Annotated in this window: 17 protein-coding genes, 2 rRNA genes and 2 pseudogenes; 1 reads left to right on the top strand and 20 read right to left on the bottom strand. The window is 31.7% G+C overall.

What is annotated here, in order from left to right:
- Positions 1–6: 6 nt before the first annotated feature.
- The 10 genes from mraY to trpS all read right to left on the bottom strand — a co-directional run bounded on the left by mraY (position 7) and on the right by trpS (position 11277).
- Positions 7–960 (bottom strand): phospho-N-acetylmuramoyl-pentapeptide-transferase, encoded by a 954-nt coding sequence (mraY, locus tag HPRAE_RS03675; protein WP_014552903.1) that lies wholly within the window; start codon positions 958–960, stop codon positions 7–9.
- A gap of 1 nt (position 961) precedes the next feature.
- Complete coding sequence (locus HPRAE_RS03670; RefSeq protein ID WP_014552902.1) at positions 962–2359, bottom strand: UDP-N-acetylmuramoyl-tripeptide--D-alanyl-D-alanine ligase; 1398 nt, start codon at positions 2357–2359, stop codon at positions 962–964.
- Between the two features lie 7 nt (positions 2360–2366).
- Positions 2367–3827, bottom strand: coding sequence for a UDP-N-acetylmuramoyl-L-alanyl-D-glutamate--2,6-diaminopimelate ligase (locus HPRAE_RS03665; RefSeq protein ID WP_014552901.1), 1461 nt, complete (start codon positions 3825–3827; stop codon positions 2367–2369).
- 38 nt (positions 3828–3865) lie between these two features.
- Positions 3866–5935: a PASTA domain-containing penicillin-binding protein gene (locus tag HPRAE_RS03660; protein WP_014552900.1), complete on the bottom strand. Its 2070-nt coding sequence runs from the start codon at positions 5933–5935 to the stop codon at positions 3866–3868.
- Positions 5936–5946: 11 nt separating this feature from the next.
- Positions 5947–6414, bottom strand: a complete 468-nt coding sequence (locus HPRAE_RS03655; RefSeq protein WP_014552899.1) for an FtsB family cell division protein — start codon at positions 6412–6414, stop codon at positions 5947–5949.
- A gap of 28 nt (positions 6415–6442) precedes the next feature.
- Positions 6443–7375: a 16S rRNA (cytosine(1402)-N(4))-methyltransferase RsmH gene (gene rsmH, locus HPRAE_RS03650; RefSeq protein WP_014552898.1), complete on the bottom strand. Its 933-nt coding sequence runs from the start codon at positions 7373–7375 to the stop codon at positions 6443–6445.
- 11 nt (positions 7376–7386) lie between these two features.
- A complete protein-coding gene (gene mraZ, locus HPRAE_RS03645) occupies positions 7387–7818 on the bottom strand; it encodes a division/cell wall cluster transcriptional repressor MraZ (RefSeq protein WP_014552897.1) in 432 nt (143 codons plus the stop codon).
- 203 nt (positions 7819–8021) lie between these two features.
- On the bottom strand, positions 8022–9191 hold the full coding sequence (gene dinB / locus HPRAE_RS03640) for a DNA polymerase IV (RefSeq protein ID WP_014552896.1): 1170 nt from the start codon (positions 9189–9191) through the stop codon (positions 8022–8024).
- Complete coding sequence (locus tag HPRAE_RS03635; RefSeq protein WP_014552895.1) at positions 9192–10244, bottom strand: D-alanine--D-alanine ligase family protein; 1053 nt, start codon at positions 10242–10244, stop codon at positions 9192–9194.
- Positions 10245–10266: 22 nt separating this feature from the next.
- Positions 10267–11277: a tryptophan--tRNA ligase gene (gene trpS / locus HPRAE_RS03630; RefSeq protein WP_245528280.1), complete on the bottom strand. Its 1011-nt coding sequence runs from the start codon at positions 11275–11277 to the stop codon at positions 10267–10269.
- A gap of 106 nt (positions 11278–11383) precedes the next feature.
- Between trpS and HPRAE_RS03625 the strand changes: the two genes are divergently transcribed.
- The gene (locus HPRAE_RS03625; RefSeq protein WP_014552893.1) at positions 11384–11776 is read left to right on the top strand and encodes a Fur family transcriptional regulator; all 393 of its coding nucleotides are present in this window, start codon (positions 11384–11386) and stop codon (positions 11774–11776) included.
- Here HPRAE_RS03625 and rnhA read toward each other — a convergent pair.
- The 10 genes and pseudogenes from rnhA to HPRAE_RS03580 all read right to left on the bottom strand — a co-directional run.
- Positions 11773–12207, bottom strand: a pseudogene (gene rnhA / locus HPRAE_RS11350) (ribonuclease HI); the annotation flags it as partial. The gene HPRAE_RS03625 and the pseudogene rnhA sit on opposite strands and share 4 nt — an antisense overlap.
- A gap of 144 nt (positions 12208–12351) precedes the next feature.
- Positions 12352–12591 (bottom strand): annotated as a pseudogene (locus tag HPRAE_RS11345) (carboxymuconolactone decarboxylase family protein); the annotation flags it as partial.
- A gap of 133 nt (positions 12592–12724) precedes the next feature.
- Positions 12725–14443, bottom strand: coding sequence for a phosphoenolpyruvate--protein phosphotransferase (gene ptsP, locus HPRAE_RS03615; protein WP_014552891.1), 1719 nt, complete (start codon positions 14441–14443; stop codon positions 12725–12727).
- Positions 14443–14727, bottom strand: a complete 285-nt coding sequence (locus HPRAE_RS03610) for an HPr family phosphocarrier protein (protein ID WP_041606908.1) — start codon at positions 14725–14727, stop codon at positions 14443–14445. Before HPRAE_RS03610 ends, ptsP begins: the two co-directional genes overlap by 1 nt.
- Positions 14728–14814: 87 nt before the next feature.
- A complete protein-coding gene (locus HPRAE_RS03605) occupies positions 14815–15402 on the bottom strand; it encodes a glycerol-3-phosphate responsive antiterminator (protein WP_014552889.1) in 588 nt (195 codons plus the stop codon).
- A gap of 227 nt (positions 15403–15629) precedes the next feature.
- On the bottom strand, positions 15630–16001 hold the full coding sequence (locus tag HPRAE_RS03600) for a DUF1667 domain-containing protein (RefSeq protein WP_014552888.1): 372 nt from the start codon (positions 15999–16001) through the stop codon (positions 15630–15632).
- Positions 16001–17275 (bottom strand): NAD(P)/FAD-dependent oxidoreductase, encoded by a 1275-nt coding sequence (locus tag HPRAE_RS03595; protein ID WP_014552887.1) that lies wholly within the window; start codon positions 17273–17275, stop codon positions 16001–16003. Before HPRAE_RS03595 ends, HPRAE_RS03600 begins: the two co-directional genes overlap by 1 nt.
- Positions 17275–18747: an NAD(P)/FAD-dependent oxidoreductase gene (locus HPRAE_RS03590; RefSeq protein ID WP_014552886.1), complete on the bottom strand. Its 1473-nt coding sequence runs from the start codon at positions 18745–18747 to the stop codon at positions 17275–17277. The genes HPRAE_RS03595 and HPRAE_RS03590 overlap by 1 nt, the downstream gene beginning before the upstream one ends.
- A gap of 443 nt (positions 18748–19190) precedes the next feature.
- Positions 19191–19307, bottom strand: a 5S ribosomal RNA gene (rrf, locus tag HPRAE_RS03585).
- A gap of 233 nt (positions 19308–19540) precedes the next feature.
- Positions 19541–22517 (bottom strand): 23S ribosomal RNA (locus tag HPRAE_RS03580).
- Between the last annotated feature and the right edge of the window lie 105 nt (positions 22518–22622).

The raw sequence follows: 22622 nt of genomic DNA, 5'->3' as shown, positions 1-22622 counted from the left end.
AATTTATTATTTAATAAAAATAAACAAAGAAAAAGCTGCTAATAAAATACTGCTAATTATAAATCTAAAAACAATTTTATTTTCTGCTAAACCTTTTAATTCAAAATGATGATGAATCGGAGTCATTTTAAAAACTCTTTTACCAGCTGTTAATTTAAAATAAGAAACCTGAATTATTACTGAAAGAGTTTCAATAACATAAATTCCACCTAGCAAAAGTAAATAAATTTCAGTTCCTGTTAAAACAGCAGCTGAACCTAAAAAACCTCCAATAGCAAGTGAACCTACATCTCCCATAAAAATTGAAGCAGGTTTTGAATTAAACCAAAGAAAAGCAGTACAACTCCCCGCCATAATTAACATTAATAAACTATAATTGGGCAGTTTTAATAAATAAAATAAAACTGCAAAGGCTAAACAAACAACAGTAGTAACTCCTGCTGCTAAACCATCAAGCCCATCAGTTAAATTAACAGCATTAGAACTACCAATTACGACAATAACTGCTAAAATAAATTTAATAATAGCCTTTAATTGATAACTACCAATAACAGGAATCATTAAACTTTGTTCTTTAAGTATAAAAATTGAAACTGCTGCAGTTAAAACTGCTGCAATTGCTTGTAAGAATAATTTTTGCCATGCTTTGAGGCCGAGAGAACGCTTTAATTTTATTTTTAAAAAGTCATCTAAAAAACCAGTTAAGCCCATAACAAAAGTTGTTAATAAAATTGTTATAATTGCAAAATTCAATTCTAAAAGCAAAAGAGCAATTAATAAAAAAACAGCAATAATCAAAAGTCCTCCCATTGTTGGGATACCAGACTTTTGCAAATGACTTTTAGGACCAACTTCACGAATTTGTTGGCCAAAATTAATTTTTTTGAGATAATTAATAACTAAATCACCACTTATAATTATTAATAATAACGGGCATATATAGGCTATAATATAGTTCATTTTAAAGCTCCTTACTTTTTAGTTCATCTACTATTTCTTCTAATTTATTAGCTCTTGAACCTTTAATTAAAATTAAATCTTCCGCTTTTATTTCAGAAAGTAAAAAATCGATACACTCTTTATTGTTAGCTAAATTAATCACTTGTTCACTCTTCATTTTAGTTCGAGCTTTAGTTGCTATAGCTTGAGCTTTGGGGCCAATTGTGATCAACAAATCTATTTTCTTGGCAGCAGCATAAAGTCCAATTTGTTGATGTTTTTTTAGACTTTTTTCTCCTAATTCAAGCATAGAAGCTAAAATTGCTATTTTTCTTTTAGCTTTTATTTGTTCTAATACATCAAGAGCAGCTTTAACTGAGAGTGGATTCGCATTATAACAATCATTAATTATTCTAGCTTTATTTTTTAACTGAATAAATTCCATTCTTAAACTAGAAAATTTGGTCTTTAATAATCCTTTTTGAATTTCTTCAGGTTTAAGCTTATATTTAAAAGCAATTATTAGAGCAGGCAAAATATTATAAAGGTTATGTTTACCAGCCTTATTAAAAATAAATTTATAATTTTTAGCTTGATAAGTAAATTCAAATTTTAAAGTTTCAGTTTTAGAATTAAAAAAATAATTCTCTATTCTGGCATCTGCACCTTTTTCAAAACCAAAGTAAATTGTTTGAGCTTTAGAATTAGTTCCAATTTTTTTAGTATATTGATTGTCATAATTCAATATTGCAGTATCAGCTGCAGTTAAATTATCTATTAATTCTTTTTTAGCTTGAGCTATATTTTCTAAACTACCTAATTGTTCTAAATGAGCAGCAGCTATATTTGTTATGATTCCAATTTCAGGAACTGCAATTTTGGCTAATAAATCAATCTCAGCTAAACCACTCATTCCCATTTCTAAAATAGCAAAATCTTCCCTTCCATCTAGACGCAAAAGTGTTAAAGGTAAACCAATTTGATTATTATAATTACCTTCTGTTTTTAAACAGTAATATTTTTCTGATAGAACTGAAAAAATCATGTCTTTAGTAGTTGTTTTACCTGCACTTCCAGTAATGCCTATTACTTTTAAATCATCAAATTTATGTCTATAATTAAAGGCAATAGCCTGTAATGCTTTAGTTGTATCTTCGACTTTTAAAACACTTAAATTAGGATAAGCAGCTTGAATAGCTGGAGAATTTCTATCGACAATAACTGCACTGGCTCCATTTTTTACTGCTTCTTTTAGATATTGATGACCGTCTTTATTTTGACCAATAATTGCAATAAATAAAAAACCTGTTTTTACATCACGACTATCAATTACAATTTCTTTTACTTTTAAGTCGAGATTTCCTTGTAAAAGCTCTGCTTTTGTAAAAGCAACAATTTCTTTTAATTTTAAAGTCTGCATTTTAATCTCATTCCCTATCTTTTAAAGCTTGAATTGCAACCTGACGATCATCAAGCTCAATTTTTCTTTCTTTAATAACTTGATATTTTTCATGCCCTCGACCTAAAAGCAAAACTAAATCATCTTTTTTAGCTAATTCTATTGCGGCCTTAATTCCTTTTTTTCGATCAGGGATAATACTATAGTTAGTAAAATTAGAACTAAATCCTTTTTCTATTTCTTTAAAAATCTTAGTTGGTGATTCAGAACGAGGATTGTCATTACTAATAATAATTGAATCAGCATATTTTTCAGCAAGTGCTGCCATTAAAGGTCTTTTACTTCGATCTCTATCTCCACCACAACCAAATAAAATAATCAATTTATTTTTTTTAATATTTAAAGCCGCTTTCAAAATATTTTCCATTGCATCTGGAGTATGAGCATAATCAACTATAAGTTGGAATTTCTGACCTTGATCAATTATTTCAAAACGACCTGGAACAGAATCAAAATCAGCTAAAGCTTTTTTTATTATATTTTTTTCAATTCCTAAAACTAAAGCTGTTAAAACTACAGCTAAAGAATTATAAATATTAAACAACCCACCTAAATTCAACTTAAAATTAGCAACTAATTTACCACCAGTTTTATATTCAAGACCTGTTTGTTTTAACTTGAATTCAGTAGTGTATAAATCAGCACTTTTAGTATCTAAACTATAACTTAAATTTTGAGCCTCAGATTTTTTCTTAATATACTCAGAATTGGGATCATCAGCATTTATTATAGCGTATTTGTTAGGTTTTAGTTGAGAAAACAACCTAGATTTAACCTCTCTATAATTATCTAAGCTTTGATGATAATCAAGGTGCTCTGGACTAAGATTAGTAAAAATAGCAGCCTCAAAATCAATAGATTCTACTCGATATAAATCAAGAGCATGAGAGGAAACTTCCATTACTCCATACTTTATACCTTTTTTTTTCATTTGAGCAAAATACCTATATAAATCTAAAGACTCTGGGGTTGTTCTATTTGAGCTGAGAGTTTCTGAACCAATAATGTTGCTAATTGTCCCAAATAAAGCTGCTTGACCAGCATATTTTTGTAAAATTTTATATAAGAGATAGGCAGTAGTTGTTTTACCATTAGTACCTGTTATTCCAATTAATTTAATTTCTTTTAAGGGATTATCAAAAAAATTTTTAGCTAAAATAGACATTACTTGTCGACTATTTTCAACCTTTAAATAAGTTATATCTTTTTCATAAACCTCTAATTCTTTTTCAATTATGATCGCAGTTGCTCCATTTTCTATAGCCTGAGATATATATTGATGACCATCTATTTTAAAACCACTAATTGCTATAAACAAATTACCTGTTTTAATTGCTCGAGAATCATATTTTATTTCAGAAATCTCTTTTTTTATATTGCCAGCTTTAATTTCATAATTAATATTCTTCAATATCTTGTTTAATTGCATCAAAACATAACCTCCACCAAATTAAATAAACTTTTTTACTAACGTAATTTTAGATTGATTTTTCTAGAACTTTTCACTCTAGAACCAGGATAAATAGATTGTCCTATAACTTTACCCTGTCCATCTAAAATTAATTCTAAACCTTTACGAGCAGCAATTTTTTTTGCTTGTTCAAGCTTTAAACCTCTAAAATCTGGTACAGGAATTAGAGTTTCTGCTTTAAGTTCTTGCTCAGTAAAGAGCCAAATTGTAGAATTATAATTAGTACTAGTTTCTGGACTAGGTAATTGATCAGCAACCGATTTACCATCCCCAATTATTTTAACATTAAATCCTAACTCTCTCAAATTACTTTCAGCAGTTAAAATATTGCTATTAATTAAATCTGGTACTTTAAGCTCTTTTTCTGTCTCTTGATAATTAAAATCATTACCAGGTTCTGGCTTTACATTTAAATAATTTAAAATATTTTCAGTTAAATTTTTAAATACAGGTGCCGCAGTTTGACTTCCATAATAAGTTTCTCCTTCAATATCGTATAAAATAGTTAAAACAACAAGATCTCTATTTTCAGCAGGTACTATACCAATAAAAGAAGAATTATAAAGATCATCATTATAATGTTTAGCAGTTCCAGTTTTACCACCAATCTGATAACCTTTTATAGCAGCTTTAGTTCCAGTTCCATTTTTTACTACTTGTTTTAAAAGTTCTTTAGTCTTATCTGCTGTGGTTTGAGAAATAACTCTTCTTAATACCTGGGGCTCATTTTTAATATTTTTTGAACCTACTCCAGTATCAACTTCTTTTACCAAACGAGGCCGCATTAATTTTCCTCCATTAGCTACTGCTGAAACAGCACTTGCTAATTGGATTGGAGTCACGGAAATACCATGACCAAAAGAAAAAGTTGCTAACTCTACTGGACCAATATCCTTATAATCAGGAATAATACCTTTTGCTTCAGCAGGTAATCTGATTCCAGTTTGTTCACCAAAACCAAATGCTTTGATATAAGAATAAAAAGTTTTTTTATCCATTTTTAATCCAACTTCAACAAAACCAGGATTACAAGAATGTTTAACTACTTCAGCAAATGTTTGACTGCCATGGCCCAAACTACTCCAACAATTTATTTTTTGATTTTCAACATAAATATGACCAGGATCTGTTAAAATATCATTTTCAGTAATTACTCCTTCTTCTAAAGCAGAAGCTGCTGTAATAATTTTGAAAGTAGATGCAGGTTCAAAAACATCATTAACAGCTCTATTTCTCCAGTTTTTTTCTGAATATTTTCCGAATTTATTAGGATTATAACTAGGAGTATTTGCTAAAGCAAGTACATCTCCAGTCGAAGAATCCATGACAATAACTGAACCACCTGAAAACTCAAATTTAGATTCAGCATTTTCTAATTCTTTTTCTGCCATATATTGAATAACACTATCAATAGTTAAATGAACATTATAACCATCTCTTCCTGGCACAGCTTCTCTAATCCCATTTGGAATAGTTCTACCTTCAGCATCTCTTTCTACAATCATTTTCCCTGCTCGACCATTTAAATGATTATTATAAGATAATTCTATCCCATTAAGACCATTATTATCAATTCCAGTAAAACCAACAATATGTGAGGCTAACTCACCTTCAGGATAATATCTTTTACTCTCTTCAGTAAACGTAATACCTTCTAAATTTTTAGCTTTAATTTTTTGATATAATTTCTCATCTATTTTTCTTTGTAAAAAAATAGCTGCTGCTTCAGAAGTTATTCTTCTATAAATTGTTTTATAATCTTGATCTAATAAAGCAGCCAGTTCAGTAGCAGTTTTTTCTGCTTTGATAATATTATCCGGCAGAGCAACTACAGTTTTAGCTGGTAAGCTCACTGCAAGTTTCCTGCCGGTATTATCATAAATTATTCCTCTTTCAGAGTTTACTATAAATTTACTTACTCTTTGATTTAAAGCCTTATGTTGATATTCAGCACTATTTATAATTTGAATCCAAACAAGTTTCAAAGCTAAAATAGTAAATAATACAAATAAAATTGCAAAATAAAACATAACCCTATTTTTTACACTATTTTTAGGATCTTGCAAATTTAATCCTCCTAATCAAGTGATTCTGCTTGCACAGTAGTCACTTCTTTTATAATTTTATCATAAATTTGCGCTAAGAAAAATTTTTCTTTTGGAATATCAGCAAAAAATTCATCTTCTTTAAACTGATTATTATAAACCAAAGTTTCTTTTTTTTGAGCTTCTACCATATTCAATTTATTTTTAGCTATTCTCTCTACCTCTGCTAAGGAAGTTTTAGTAGCTAGATTTAATTCTAATCTTTCATTTTTAGTCTTAATAGTTTCTAATTCTTTTTCTAGATTTAATAATTTAGAACTTTGTTGATTAATATTTAAAATTTGCGATACATATAAAAGAATTGAAATACTAATAAAGACTAGTAAAAAAATATATATTATAATATAAGCCTGTTTTTTTACATTATTAAAATTATATGCTGGATTATTAAGATAATTGTTATTTGAATCTAAATCCACATAGTTTTGGCTTAATTTCATCTCGCTAACTCCTTCCTTAATTAAGAATTTAAATTTTTTCAGCTACTCTCATTTTTGCACTTCTAGATCTTGGATTTCCCTCTTTTTCTATTTCTGAAGCCTGAATCGGGCTTTTAGTTATTACTTTAACTTCTGATTTTTTATCACAGACACAAATCGGAAAATCTGGAGGACAAGTACAGTCTTTCGCTAAATCTCTAAATTTATGTTTTACTATTCGATCTTCTAAAGAGTGAAAAGTGATAATTACTAGACGACCGCCTGGCTTTAAATAAGAAACTGCCTTATCAATTAAATTTTTCAATTGTTCTAATTCATTATTAGTCTCAATCCGTAAAGCTTGAAATGTTCTTCTAGCAGGATGACCACCACTTCTCCTAACTGCTTTTGGAATTGCAGCTTTAATTACTTCTACTAAATCATCAGTTGTCTCAATAACTTTTTCTTTTCTCATTTTTACTATAAACTCAGCAATTCTAGCTGACCAATTTTCTTCTCCATATTCAGTAATTATTTTTTCTAATTCAGCAGCAGAATAATTATTAACAATAGTTTTAGCTGTTAAACTTTGACTAGAATTCATCCTCATATCTAAAGGTCCATTTTTTTGATAACTAAATCCTCTTTCAGGATTATCTAACTGTGGTGAAGAAACACCCAAATCAAAAAGCATTCCATCTACTGCTTTAATTTTTAGTTGATCTAAAACTTGATCTAAATCTTGGAAATTAGAATGTTTTAAAATTAAGGATTTAGATTTACTAAATTTACTTTCTACAGCTTTAATAGCAGCTGTATCTCTATCAAGAGCGATCAATTTTCCAATTTCAGAAAGATTATGTAAAATTTCTGAACTATGACCAGCTCTACCTAAAGTTCCATCTAAATAAATACCATCTTTTTTAATTTCTAAATAATCAATTGCTTCTTTTAATAATACTGCTTGATGTTTATATTCCATAAAATTCCTTTCTAGATTCCTAATTCTTCCATTGCAGCTGCAATATCTTGATAAGAATCTTCTACAGCTTCCATGTAGTTAGTCCATTTATTTTTAGCCCAAAGCTCAATTCTATTTCCCAGGCCAATTATTACTATTTGATCTTTAAAATCAGCAAACTCTCTTAAATTAATCGGTAAAGAAATTCTTCCCTGGTTATCTAATTGACATTCATTAGCGCCAGAGAAAAAAAAGCGGACAAAATTACGTGAGTTTTTATTTGTCATTGGAAGTGATCTCAGCTTTTTTTCTAATTTCCCCCATTCATTTATTGGATAAATAAACAAGCAATTATCAAGCCCTCTTGTAATTACAAATTTTTCACTTAAATCCTCGCGTAATTTAGAAGGAATAATTAAACGCCCTTTTTTATCCAGCTTATGAGTATATTCTCCCATAAACATAAGCTACACCCCACTTTTTGACCTTTTACTCCACTTTCTACCACTTAATAAAATTATTCTACATTTGTGCCTAAAATCCTTTATATTTCTTAAAAAAAATAAAAATAATTAAAGAAATAAAAAAACCCTTACTATTTTAAAGTGAACTATAATTAATTCACATAATAATAGAAGGGCTTAAAACTATTATATTAATTTATATTTTAATCATCTTGATCTAAATATAATTTTCTTGCTCTTGATATTTTATCAAATCCATATTTTCTTTTCAACTGATCTATAGTTTTATCAAGTTGATCATCTGTTTGAGCAAATAAATTAAGTTGTTCTTGACCTTCTTGACAAAGATTAGAGACTCCAATTCCTAGTAATCGAATTGATTTTGTTAATAAATTATTTTTCAAAAGTAATTTTTTAGCTATTTGATAAATTTGTTGACTACTATTAAGAGCCACTTTTAATGATTTTTGTCTACTATAAGTACTAAAGTCAGCATATCTTACTTTAATGAAAACTGTTATACCTTTTAAAGAATTACTATGCAGTCTAAAAGAAACTTTTTCACTCATTTTAAATAAATAAGCAAAAATCTTATCCTGATTTTTTAAATTGTCGATAAAAGTTTCTTCATGACTAATAGATTTTATTTGATTTTGTTTTTTTACTTCTCTCTTATCTTTACCACGAGCCAAAAAAAATAATTTTACTCCTGCTTTACCATAATTTGATTTTAATTCTTCTAATGAGTAAGACCATAAATCACTAGCTTTATAAATATCAGCTTCTGCTAATTTTTCAGCAAAAACCTCGCCTACTCCCCAAATATTATCAATATTTAAATTACGCATAAATTTTTTTATATCTTCTTTTTTAATTACTGTTAAACCATTTGGCTTGTCATAATCAGAAGCTAGTTTAGCTAAAAACTTATTGACAGAAACTCCAATTGAAATAGTTAAATTAGTTTTTAATTTAACTTCTTCTTTTATTTTATGGGCAATTTCGACTGCACTACCATATAATTTTTCACAACCCTTAACATCTAAAAAAGCTTCATCAATTGATAATTTTTCAACTAATGGTGTATATTTTTTTAAAATAGAAAAAATTTTTGCTGAAGCAGCTTGATACAACTTATGGCGTGCTGGTAGATAAATACCATTAGGACATAATTTTTTTGCTTTAGCAATTGGCATTGCAGAATGAACTCCATATTTTCTTGCTTCATAAGAAGCAGTAGAAACAACTCCTCTATTACTCAAATTTACTCCACCTACAATTACAGGCTTAGCTTGCAAATCAGGATTTTCTCTCTGCTCAACAGCAGAAAAAAAAGCATCCATATCCGCGTGTAAAATGTGGACTTGGCCCATTTAATCATCCCTTTTTAAAGAAATTTTAACTAAACTATCTAAAATTTCGGAAAAACTAATACCCATATCTTTAAATAAAAGTGGATACATACTAAACTTTGTAAATCCAGGCATAGTATTAATTTCATTTACTAAAATCACTTCTTTTTCTTCGTCAACAAAAAAATCTAAGCGAGAAAGTCCTAAAGCACCTATTGCTTGAAAAGCATTAATTGATATTTCTTTTATTTTAGCTGCTGTAGTAGGAGAAACTGGAGCTGGAATAATCAACTTTGTTTTTTGATCTTCATATTTAGCCTGATAATCATAAAAATCATTCTCAGAAATAATTTCTCCAGCAGTAGATACCTTTATTCCAGTATTAGTAGCTAAAACAGCAGATTCTAATTCTCTAGCTGCAATATTTTCTTCAATGATTAATTTCAAATCATATTTAAAACCTTCAGCCAAAGCTTTAACAAAACTTTTAAAATCTTTTACTTGATTAATTCCAATACTAGAACCCATATTAGCTGGCTTTACAAAAAATGGGATTCCAAACTTAGCTGAAAAACTTGCAAAAACTTCTTTTTTAGATTTTTTTTCTAAATCACTTTTATTAAAAATTTCAAATTCAGCCTGAGGAATATTATTATAAGCAAAAATTTGTTTCATAAAAGCTTTATCCATTCCAACTGCCGAAGAGCTAAGATCACATCCAATATAATTAATATCTAAAGTTTCTAAAAATCCTTGAATTTTACCATCTTCCCCAAAAGGGCCATGTAAAACAGGAAAAACTAAATCAACTTTTAGTTCTAAAAACTCTAATAGTTCTTTAGTTAAAATACTTTTGTTTGCAGAAGCTGGGACCTGCTTTTTATCACTTAATAAAATCTTTTTTGATTTTTCTAAATTGATAAAAAAGCCTTTTTTATCAATGGCTACTGGAAAAATATCATATTTTTTTTTATCAAAAGCAGTATAAATAGAACGAGCAGAAAGCAAAGAAATTTCATGCTCTGCAGATCTTCCACCAAAAAATAAAGCTATTTTAATTTTTGAATTTAGCAATAAAATCCTCCCCTAAGTTTGTTTAATTATTAAAATAATCTATTTTCATAACTTCTCTTACCTTCTTCATTGTTTTTGCTGCCTCTTTTCTTGCTTTTGCTGTCCCCTTATTTAGAATCTGATCAATAAGTTCTGGATTCTCTAGATATTTTTTTCTTCTTTCTCGCATGGGTTCTAAAAATAAATTCAATTTCTTGATCATCTTTTTTTTGCACGCAACACAACCAATTGTTCCTGCTCTACATTTTTCTGCAATTTGAGTATGATTTTTAGTATTAAATGCTTTTTGATAATGAAAAACTGTACAAACTTCTGGGTTGCCTGGATCATCTTTATGAATTCTAGCTGGATCAGTTTTTGCCTTCATTATTTTTTGAGAAACTTTTTCTTTGCTGTCACTTAAATAAATTGCATTATTTAAACTTTTACTCATTTTATTTTTGCCATCGAGACCTATCAATCTTGGAAAATCACTAATTAAAGCTTCTGGTTCTGGAAAAACTTCTCCATACATATTATTAAATTTACGTACAATTTTTCTAGTTTGCTCAATATGAGGAATTTGATCTTCACCAACAGGAACTAAATTTGCCTGGCAAAAAGTAATATCAGCCGCTTGACTAACTGGATAACCCAAAAATCCATAAGACATTTCTTGATAACCATATTGCTCTGCTTCTGATTTAATAGTTGGATTGTGGCGAAGCTGGTTTACAGTTACAATCATTGAATATAAAACTGTTAGCTCTGCTATTTCAGGTACTAAAGATTGGACAAAAATAGTCGTTTTTTCTGGATCAATACCTGCTGCTAAATAATCGCGTGCTACTTGTCTTACATCTTCACTTAATTTTTCTGGATGATCAAAATTAGTTGTTAAAGCTTGGACATCTGCAATAATCAAAAATGTATCATATTCATTTTGAAGCTTAACTCTATTTTGTAGACTACCAACATAATGACCTAAATGAAGTTTACCAGTTGGTCTATCACCCGTTAAAATTCTTTTTTTATTATTTTTCGACAAAATCATCACCCTTTTTGAGTATATAGTAAATTTTACTTGAATATTTAAGTTATTTCTGCTAAAATTAAATTAATGATAAGAATGATTATTATTTACAGTTAGGAGGCTTTTTATGGCTAAAAAGACCAGAATGACAAAGCAAAGAAAAGCAATTTTACAAATTTTAAAAAATACTAAATCACATCCTACTGCTGATTGGATCTATGAGCAGGTAAAAAAGGAGATACCTAATATCAGCTTAGGCACTGTCTATCGTAATTTAAATGTTTTAGCTGAACATGGAAAAATAAATATTTTAGATTATGGAAGTAACCACAGTCGCTATGATGGCAACCCCACTCATCATTATCATTTTCATTGTGATAAATGTGGTAATGTTTATGATTTAGAAATCGATTTAGAAACAGAATTAAATCAAAAAATAAATACTGAGACAGGATTTCATGCTTATTCACACCGACTTGAATTTAGTGGTATCTGTCCTCAATGTCAGCAGAAAAATTAAATTTTTTCTGCTTCTTTTTTTGCCAATTTATCAGCCTTTTCATTATATTGATCTCCACTGTGACCTTTTACTTTTTTATAGACTAAATCAAAATTAGTACTCAGTTCATCTAATTTCTTCCATAAATCTTGGTTTGCTACTTCTTTTTTACTTGCTGTCTTCCAACCATTTTTCTTCCAAGCTTTAATCCATTTTGATAAACCATTTAATACATAACTAGAATCACTATAAATTTCTACTTTAGTTTTTTGAGGTATTACTTTTAAAGCTTCAATGACTGCTTTTAATTCCATCCGATTATTAGTAGATTCTTTAGTTGAACCTGAAACAGATGTTAGTTCTTCTAAGTTATTATTTAAAATAAAAGCGGCATAGCCACCAGGGCCAGGATTACCAAGACAAGCACCATCAGTATATAATTTAAATTCCTGATAATTAGTTAAATCCTTATCTGTACTAACAAAATTTTCAGTTTTTAAATCAGATTTAGGAGAAGCTAAATTATCTGCTTCTAAATCATTTAAAAACTTAATTGCTTTATTTAGAGTAGGCCTAACTACTGCTCCCCCATTAATTAAAGCAATATTCATTGCTTCATATATTTCTTCTTTACTCCATCCCGCTTGATAAACTTTTTGAAGATGCTCCTGAGTAGAGTCTTCAGCTCTTAAAACTAAAGCTGAAACAAAAGCTAAAAGTTCTTTGATTTCCGTTGATAATTTTCCTTTTTGATAAATTTCACTTTCTAACTTAGCAAATTCTTTAACATTTAAATTCTTTTCTTCTAAAATACAATCGTTATTTATTTTTTTCATATCTTTTTTTTCATTAGTCATACACACACCTCAAATTTAAGTTCTAAAAATCTATTTATTAATTGTCAAAATTCAAAAGAAACCGGACAGCAGAAGCCGTCCGGAATTTTAGTCTATTTTATTTAATTAATATTTATTTTTTAATTTTATTTAAATAAGCCTTTACTTCAGCAGCTGTACTGAGATTAAGAATTTTTGCGCTTTCTTTTTGAGCAGAATCCAAATCCCATTTTGTCAAAATTTCTTTTATTTTCAAAATAGAAACAGCACTCATACTAAACTCATCTAGTCCAGCCCCTAATAAAAATGGTAATAATAATTCTTCTCCAGCTGCCTCACCACACATTCCAACCCAAATATCTTCTGCATGTCCAGCCTCTATTGTTCTTTTAATTAACCTTAAAACTGCTGGATGGTAAGGTGTATGCATTTCAGCAATTTGTTCATTCATTCTATCTACAGCAACTGTGTACTGAATTAAATCATTTGTACCAATACTAAAGAAATCAACTTCTTTAGCTAATTTATCAGCAATCATTACCGCAGCTGGAATTTCAATCATCATTCCTAAATCAATATTTTGATTGAAATCTATTCCTTCTGCTTTTAAATCAGCCTTTACTTCTTCTACTTTTGCTTTAGCAGCCAACAATTCATCTAAAGAAGAAATCATAGGAAACATAATTTTAATATTTCCATAAAGTCCTGCTCTTAAAAGAGCTCTCAACTGAGGTTTAAAAATATCATCTCTTTCTAAACAAACTCTAATTGCTCTATATCCTAAAAAGGGATTCATTTCTTCTGGGAAATCTAAATAAGGAAGTTCTTTATCTCCACCTACATCAAGAGTCCTAATCACAAGTGGTCTATCTCCCATTTTCTCAGTAGCTTTTTTATAAACTTCAAATTGTTCTTCTTCTGTTGGTAGTTCATTTCGATCCATATATAAAAATTCACTTCGGAAAAGGCCAACACCTTCTCCCCCATTTGCTAAAATAGGATCAACATCTTTTAAGTTACCCATATTACCAGCAACTTCTACTTGATAACCATCTTTAGTTTGAGCTTTTTGATCTTTAAATGCTTTTAGTCTTTCTTGCTCCGCTTCATATTTTTCTAATTTTTCTTTATATTCAGCAAGAGTAGACTGGTCAGGATTAAGATAAACTTTACCAGAATTACCATCTACAATAATATCCATCTCATTTTCTGATTTTTCAAATAAAGTTTTACCTACCCCAACCACAGATGGGATACCAAGTGAACGAGCCATAATAGCTGAATGAGAAGTTCTTGATCCATCCATTGTAACAAAAGATAATACTTTATCTGTATCAAGCTGAGCTGTATCTGATGGAGTTAAATCTTCAGCAATAATAATAGCATCTTCACTAATCTTATCTGAAATATCTTCTATTCCTAAAATATTTTTAATCACTCTCAGACCAACATCTTTAATATCTGATCCACGTTCTCTTAAATAATCATCATCCATTGCTGCAAACATAGCTGCAAATTGATCAATTACTGCTTTAACTGCAGCAGCTGCATTTAACTTATCATCTTTAATCTTATTCTCAAATGCAGGTATAACTTCAGGATCATCTAAAATCATTAAATGAGCACCAAAAATTTCTGCTTTTTCTTTACCTAATTTTTCAGCTGTTTCTTCTTTTAATTGAAGCAAAGATTTTTTAGATTCAGCTAAAGCATCATGCAGTTTTTCAATTTCAGATTCTACTTGTTCAGACTTAATTTTTTCTTTATTTATTTCAATTTCTTTATCTTCTTTTAATAATGATTTTCCAATTGCAATACCAGGGGAAGCAGCGATTCCTTCCAATAAAATCACTATTCATCCTCCTTTGTCATTTCAATCTCAATAAAGTCAACTAATTCTTTTACTGCAGCTTCAGCATCTTCACCCTCAGCTCTAACAATAATTTCATCGTCTCTACCAACACCAAGGCTCATTACACCCATAATACTTTTTGCATTAACTTCTTTTTCTTCAAAAAGTATTTCAATTTTTGAATCATATTTACCTGCTTTCTGTACAAATTGAGCTGCAGGCCGGGCGTGCAGACCGGTCTTATTAGTAATTATAACCTTCTTTTCTTTTACCAATCTGATCATCCTTTCTTATTTTTGAATTATTATTCTTATTTATATATTTTAACATAAAAGTAACACAAATTTCATCCTTTTTTCCAAATTAATTTATTATTTTTTATTTTTTTTGTAATTCCACAAGTCTTGCTTGCTTGTTGAGACGGCAAGAACTCCTTTATCTTTTAAATTTTCAACCTCATTTTTGTTTTCAATTAAGCCACCTGCTATTATAGGATAATCATATCTACTTTGATTTTGTCTTTCAATAAAATAGGGTGCTGCTATACCAGGTAAAATTTCTACTGCATCTACATTTTGAGAATTTAATGATTTTTCAGCACTTATTAAGGAAGCTGAATCTAAAAGAAATACTCTCTGAATTGTCATTAAATCATTCTTTGCAGCTGCTTTAATTAAATAACCTTTAGTAGATATAATTCCATCACATAAATTATTTTCAGCAAGGTATCTAATCCCTTCTTTATCATAAGAGATACCATTAACAAGATCAATATTAACCATTAAAATTTTGTCATTTTTATGAGCCAACTCCATTGCCTTTTTTAAATCAAAAATAGAGCCTGTTAATAAAAAGATTAAAACTGATTTTTCAAGATTCATAGCTTTTTCTAAATATTTTAGATCTCTTACCGAAGGAATTATTGGATAAGATGTAAAATAACCAGCTAAATGTTTCAAACATTTTCCCCCTTCGAAAAAATAATACTTTAATTTCAAACTAAAAATAAAATAAATTAAAATTTAGTTCTCTTATTATTATAATTTGATTTAAAAGTCTAAAACCCTCTTTTTTTCTAATTATTAAACAAATAAGCTTAAAATTAAAAGTCATACTCTAAATCTAAACAAAAAAATATCAGAAGCTTAATTACACTTCTGATATTTTTAATAATCAATTAAATTTTTTATTTTCTTTTCATTTCTCTAGTAGCAACAATATTAACACCTGTATTTAAAATATCTTCTATTACTATATCACCTAATTTTACTGGTGCTTCTAATTCAACTTTAGCAATTTCAATCATTGCTTTTTCTAATAACTCTTTTGGTAAAGGTTCTTTACTTTTTACAGGCACTAAAGGTAAAACTCCATTTTTAACTCTAGCAGTAGTTGGTAAAATCCTAGTTGGATTATAATATTCATTTTTTACATATTTTTCACCTGCTTTACAGCTAGCGCCTTCCAGACATTCAATTTGATTATCAGCATCTATTGTTAGTTCTACATCACAACCCATCGGACAACTTATACAGGTTATTTCTACTTTTTTAGCCATTATTCTTCCTCCTTCACAATATCAACCTTGAGATTAGTTATCTCATTTGACTCAATAAGTTTTTCTGGTACAGGAAAGGTTATCATTTCTCCTGGCTCAACCCGACGTGCTTTTTTATCCAATATTTTTTTATCACCTGCATACAAATTAATCTTCACATCTGTCATTGGTTGTTTTGCTCTCATATATAATTTAACTAATTTTCTGCTTTCTACTTTATTTGTAATCTTATGTGGTACTATATATCCTACGTTTTCACCTGGATCAACTGTAATTGCTTTTTTTCTTTTCTCTATATTCCCTTTTAAATAAGAGGCAGCAGTTTTTCCTGCAATTAAACTTTCTTCTGTTACCCAATCTACTAAATCATGAACATGTAATACATTACCACAAGCAAAAATTCCTTCAATATTTGTTTCACGACCTTCATTTACTATTGCTCCACCTGTTACATCGTGCATAGCAACTCCAGCTTCTTCAGATAACTCATTTTCTGGAATTAATCCAACTGATAACAATAAGGTATCACATTCTATTTCATATTCTGTACCCTCTATTGGTTTGAAATTATCATCAACTTCTGCCACTACAACACTTTCAACTCTATCTTGACCTTTTATTTCAATTACAGTTTGCTGCATCCTTAATGGGATATCAAAATCCTCTAAACATTGAACAATATTTCTGGTTAGCCCACCAGAAAAAGGAAGCAACTCTAAAACAGCTTCTACTTCTGCACCCTCTAAATGCATTCTTCTGGCCATAATTAGACCTATATCACCTGAACCTAAAATAACTACTTTTTCTCCTGGAATCCACTGTTCCATATTAATATATCTTTGAGCTGTCCCTGCACTATAAACTCCAGCTGGTCTAGAACCAGGAATATCAATTGCCTCTCTGGTTCTTTCCCGACATCCCATAGCCAAAATTATTGCTCCTGCATCTATTTCTAACATTCCTTCTTTAGAATTAACAGCAAAAACTTTTTTATCTGGTGTTACTTCTAAAACCATTGTATCTAACTTTATATCAACACCACGTTCTCTAATATCTTCTATAAATTGTTGGGCATATTCTGGACCAGTCAACTCTTCTCCAAAATAATGCAAACCAAATCCATTATGAATACATTGTTGTAAAATACCACCTAATTCAAAATCTCTTTCTATAATTAATATATCTTTAATCCCCTGATCAAAAGCCTCTTGTGCTGCTGCTAAACCAGCAGGTCCTCCTCCAACTACTACTAATTCATATGCTTGTTTATTCATTATTTTCCCACCTCTTCTAATAGTGGTGCTTTAGTTCTTTCTTTTAAAAGTTTAGACTTGGAACTCTCCAAACAGACTTCATTTTCTTCTATTCCCAATTCTTCAGCTAAAATACTTACTACTTTTGGCTCACAAAATCCACCTTGACATCTTCCAGCTCCTGGACGAACTCTTCTTTTGATTCCATTAACTGTTCTTGCTCCTACTGGTTCATGAATGGCATCTAAAATTTCACCTTTAGTTACAGTTTCACAACGACAAATAATTTGACCATAATCAGAATTCGTTTCTACCAATTCAGCTTGTTCTTTATGACTTAAATGTCTAAACTTTGGTGGACCTTGGTAATTAGGATCAAAGTCATTTTTTTCTTCTAGTCCATTTAATTCTTCTTTTACTATCCCAACAACCATTTCTGCAATTGCTGGAGAAGAGGCTAAACCTGGAGACTGAATTCCAGCTACATTAATAAAGCCTGCAACTTGATCACTAGCTTCTATTAAAAAATCTCCTGTTTCTTTAATTGCTGGTCTTAAACCAACAAATTCACGAATAATTCCTTTTTTACTTAGACCAGGTATTGTTTTATTTGCACCTTCCATTACTTTATCTAAGCCAGCTCTAGTAGTTGATTTATTTTCTACACTTTCTATTTCTTCAGCATTTGGTCCTATTAAAATATTTCTTTCATCTGTAGGTGTTACTACAATTCCTTTACTAACTTTTGTTGGAACAGGAAAAATTGTTTTTTGTAAATCTAATTCCATCTTCTTATCGTATAAATAGTATTCTCCCCGACGTGGAGTAATCTTGAATTTTTCTATACCTACCATATTTGCTATTTTATCAGCATATAGGCCAGCTGCATTAATTATTAAATTAGTTTTTATTTCACCTTTAGCAGTTTGAAGCAGCTTATGATCTTCTTTAATCTCAATGGACTCTACTCCTGCTTCTAAAAAGACATCTACACCGTTTTTAGCAGCATTATTAGCTAAAGCAACAGTTAACTCAAAAGGGTTTACTATTCCAGCAGTTGGCGCATATAAAGCTGCTACAGCATCATCACTTAAATTAGGTTCCAACTCATATAATCTATCACCTGTGGCAATTTCTAAATCTGGAACTTCATTTTTTTGTCCATTCTCTAAAATAGCTTCTAATTTGGGAATATCTGATTCAGATTCAGCTACTACCATTGCTCCTAACCATTCAATCGGTACCTCTAACTCATGCTGAACTTTTTCATGATATAATTTATTACCTCTAACATTTAAGCGTCCCTTTAGTTTATTAGAATCTGCATTAAAGCCTGCATGTATTAAAGCAGTATTTGCTTTACTTGTACCTGTACAAACATCAGGCTCTTTTTCTAATAAAGCAATATCTAAATTATAACGTGATAATTCACGTGCAATAAAAGAACCAGTCACTCCTCCACCAATTATAACTACATCATATTTTTTATTCAATGAAATTCCTCCTAATAATAATTCAATAATTTTCAAATAATATTTTCCCCGTAAAAATAAAATTTTTGCCCATTAATTATTCTAATACTTAATAACCTGTTATTAGTTATCTAACCTCCCTTTTTAATAATAATTTATTTTTAAAATATTAATTAATTATAAATTGATTATTCTTTAAATTATTAGTTAATTATAAAGGTTTTAAACATAAAAAAACCTTATTAAAATTTAGAATTTGGACATAAAACACCCATTCTAAATCTTAATAAGGTTTTCTCTTCAGCTCAACCCATTTAATTATTAAATTATAAATAAATTATAGCATCAAAAAATATAATTGTCAAACAGTTTACAATTATATTCTAATAAATCTGGTTTTAGTTAAAATTAAAGCTGAATTTTGTATATTTTTTTATTATTCTGATATTTTTAATTAAAAAAAGGACCGGCAGCGACCTACTCTCCCACATCGTTACCAATGCAGTACCATAGGCGCAGGAGGACTTAACTTTTGTGTTCGAGATGGGAACAAGTGTTGCCCCTCCGCTATTACCACCGGAAATATTCATTGTTTTTGTAGGCATTATTGTCCTACTGAGATATTAACTTCGAATCGAAGAACTTGATTAATTTAGCTTTTGCAGGCTTTATGAAAGTTAAAGAAAAAAGCTGTCTGAGCAAAGCGAGTTCTTTTTTCTACTGAATAAAGCTTCTTTAAAAGCGTTAATAATTAATCAGTGATTGAGATTCGATTTAATATCGACTATACAATCAAAAACACATATAGGAAATAATGATTAAGCCCTCGATCTATTAGTACCAGTTAGCTCAATGTATTACTACACTTACACATCTGGCCTATCTACCTTATCATCTTTAAGGGATCTTAACTTCTTAACGAAGTGAGATACCTAATCTTGAAGTCTGTTTCACGCTTAGATGCTTTCAGCGCTTATCTTTTCCACACTTAGCTACTCAGCTATGCTCCTGGTGGAACAACTGATTCACCATCGGTGTGTCCATCCCGGTCCTCTCGTACTGGGGACAGCTCTTCTCAAGTATCTTCCGCCTGCGACGGATAGGGACCGAACTGTCTCACGACGTTCTGAACCCAGCTCGCGTACCGCTTTAATTGGCGAACAGCCAAACCCTTGGAACCTGCTTCAGCTCCAGGATGCGATGAGCCGACATCGAGGTGCCAAACCTCCCCGTCGATGTGAACTCTTGGGGGAGATAAGCCTGTTATCCCCGGGGTAACTTTTATCCGTTGAGCGACGGCAATTCCACACTATACCGCCGGATCACTAAGTCCTACTTTCGTACCTGCTCGACTTGTCTGTCTTGCAGTTAAGCTCCCTTATGCCTTTACACTCTTCGTGCGATTTCCATCCGCACTGAGGGAACCTTTGAGCGCCTCCGTTACTGTTTGGGAGGCGACCGCCCCAGTCAAACTGCCCGCCTGACAATGTCCTGTGACCAGTTTATGGCCTCCAGTTAGAATTCCGCTGTAGAAAGGGTGGTATCCCACCAGCGACTCCACTGACATTGGCATGCCAGTTTCAAAGTCTCCCACCTATCCTGTACATTCTACATCAAAACCCAATATCAGGCTGCAGTAAAGCTCCACGGGGTCTTTCCGTCCTGTCGCAGGTAGCCTGCATCTTCACAGGCAATTTAATTTCACCGAGTCCCTTGTTGAGACAGCATCCAAGTCGTTACGCCATTCGTGCAGGTCGGAACTTACCCGACAAGGAATTTCGCTACCTTAGGACCGTTATAGTTACGGCCGCCGTTTACTGGGGCTTAGGTTCAGACCTTCGTGGCAAGCACTAAGCCTTCTCCTTGACCTTCCAGCACCGGGCAGGCGTCAGCCCCTATACTTCGTCTTACGACTTAGCAGAGACCTGTGTTTTTGATAAACAGTCGCTTGGATCTTTTCACTGCGACCCACTAGCTAATGCTAATGGGTACCCCTTCTCCCGAAGTTACGGGGTCATTTTGCCGAGTTCCTTAACAAGGGTTCTCTCGCGCGCCTTAGAATTCTCTTCCCGTCTACCTGTGTCGGTTTGCGGTACGGGCACTATAAATCTCATTAGTGGTTTTTCTTGGCGACTCATTAAGTGGCTTCACCTCTATTGGCTCCACATCACTAAAAGTCATTAGCGGGTAAAGGGATTTGCCTCCTTACCCTGACTCTATAGCTTATACGTGTTCTTCCAGTCACACGCTCCACTCTCTTTGCCGCGTCCCCACTTCACTCAAACAATTTATAGTGGTATCTGAATCTTTACAGATTTTCCATCACCTACGCCTTTCGGCCTCGGCTTAGGTCCCGACTAACCCTGGGAGGACGAGCCTTCCCCAGGAATCCTTAGACTTTCGGCGAAGGAGATTCTCACTCCTTTTTTCGTTACTCATACCGGCATTCTCTCTTCTGTACAGTCCACTGCTCCTTACGGTACAGCTTCGTTCCGTACACAATGCTCCTCTACCACTTACAATTATATAAATATAACCATAAATCCACAGCTTCGGTGATATGCTTTAGCCCCGTTACATTTTCGGCGCAAAACCGCTTAACCAGTGAGCTATTACGCACTCTTTAAATGAGTGGCTGCTTCTAAGCCAACATCCTGGTTGTCTGTGCGATCTCACTTCCTTTTCCACTTAGCATATACTTTGGGACCTTATCTGGTGGTCTGGGCTGTTTCCCTTTTGACTATGAAGCTTATCCCACATAGTCTGACTCCCGATGAACATTAAACGGCATTCGGAGTTTGAATGGATTTGGTAACCTTGTTGGGCCCCTTGTCCAATCAGTGCTCTACAACCATTTAACTTTTACATCGAGGCTAGCCCTAAAGCTATTTCGAGGAGAACCAGCTATCTCCGAGTTCGATTGGCCTTTCACCCCTATCCACAACTCATCCCCTCATTTTTCAACATAAGTGGGTTCGGGCCTCCACAAGCTCTTACACTCGCTTCACCCTGGTCATGGATAGATCACTCGGTTTCGGGTCTACCAATCATAACTTCCGCCCTTATCAGACTCGCTTTCGCTCTGGCTTCATCTCTATGACTTAACCTTTCGCTACGATTGGTAACTCGCCGGTCCGTGATACAAAAAGTACGCAGTCAGGCTTTTAAATAGCCCTCCTACTTGTTGTAAGCTTATGGTTTCAGTTTCTATTTCACTCCCCTTCCGGGGTTCTTTTCACCTTTCCCTCACGGTACTTGTTCACTATCGGTCATTCAGGAGTATTTAGTCTTGGAAGGTGGTCCTCCCATATTCTCACAAGGTTTCTCGTGTCTCGTGATACTCTGGATAATTCTCTAACTTCTTTTACCTTACGTCTACAGGACTATTACCTTCTTTGGTTTAGCTTCCCAGCTTATTCGACTCGGTAAAAAATTTAAGTTAGCTAAAAACTGTAGTTTTTAGACAGTCTATCCTACACCCACTTAAAGCAACGTCTACAGACTTACACTTTAGTGTTTGGACTCTTCCCCTTTCGCTCGCCGCTACTAAGGGAATCTCGTTTTGATTTCTTTTCCTCAGGGTACTAAGATGTTTCAGTTCTCCTGCTTGTTCTTATATAGCTACTTATTTCACTATATAATACCAGTGCTCCACACTGGTGGGTTTCCCCATTCGGATATCCGCGGATCTACGCTTATTTAGCAGCTCCCCACGGCTTTTCGCAGCCGGTCGCGTCCTTCATCAACTCTGAATGCCAAGGCATCCACCATAAGCTCTTTCTAGCTTAATCAATCTATTTCCTATATGCATTTTTCAATGTACAGTTTTTAACTAGCAACTAAACTTCAATTCAAGTTCAGTTTAACTAGATCTTACAAATCAGTAGTTAAGCTAA

This window comes from Halanaerobium praevalens DSM 2228 (genome assembly GCF_000165465.1).
GTDB classification, from domain to species: domain Bacteria; phylum Bacillota; class Halanaerobiia; order Halanaerobiales; family Halanaerobiaceae; genus Halanaerobium; species Halanaerobium praevalens.
Note: the sequence above shows the minus strand (reverse complement) of the source record. Positions and strands in the feature narration are given on the sequence as shown.

Excerpts from the sequence above, each read along its gene's own strand:
- mraY (WP_014552903.1), bottom strand. The coding sequence starts at position 960 with ATGAACTATATTATAGCCTATATATGCCCGTTATTATTAATAATTATA.
- HPRAE_RS03670 (WP_014552902.1), bottom strand. The coding sequence starts at position 2,359 with ATGCAGACTTTAAAATTAAAAGAAATTGTTGCTTTTACAAAAGCAGAG.
- HPRAE_RS03665 (WP_014552901.1), bottom strand. The coding sequence starts at position 3,827 with ATGCAATTAAACAAGATATTGAAGAATATTAATTATGAAATTAAAGCT.
- HPRAE_RS03655 (WP_014552899.1), bottom strand. The coding sequence starts at position 6,414 with ATGAAATTAAGCCAAAACTATGTGGATTTAGATTCAAATAACAATTAT.
- rsmH (WP_014552898.1), bottom strand. The coding sequence starts at position 7,375 with ATGGAATATAAACATCAAGCAGTATTATTAAAAGAAGCAATTGATTAT.
- mraZ (WP_014552897.1), bottom strand. The coding sequence starts at position 7,818 with ATGTTTATGGGAGAATATACTCATAAGCTGGATAAAAAAGGGCGTTTA.
- dinB (WP_014552896.1), bottom strand. The coding sequence starts at position 9,191 with ATGGGCCAAGTCCACATTTTACACGCGGATATGGATGCTTTTTTTTCT.
- trpS (WP_245528280.1), bottom strand. The coding sequence starts at position 11,277 with ATGATTTTGTCGAAAAATAATAAAAAAAGAATTTTAACGGGTGATAGA.
- HPRAE_RS03625 (WP_014552893.1), top strand. The coding sequence starts at position 11,384 with ATGGCTAAAAAGACCAGAATGACAAAGCAAAGAAAAGCAATTTTACAA.
- HPRAE_RS03610 (WP_041606908.1), bottom strand. The coding sequence starts at position 14,727 with ATGATCAGATTGGTAAAAGAAAAGAAGGTTATAATTACTAATAAGACC.
- HPRAE_RS03600 (WP_014552888.1), bottom strand. The coding sequence starts at position 16,001 with ATGGCTAAAAAAGTAGAAATAACCTGTATAAGTTGTCCGATGGGTTGT.
- HPRAE_RS03595 (WP_014552887.1), bottom strand. The coding sequence starts at position 17,275 with ATGAATAAACAAGCATATGAATTAGTAGTAGTTGGAGGAGGACCTGCT.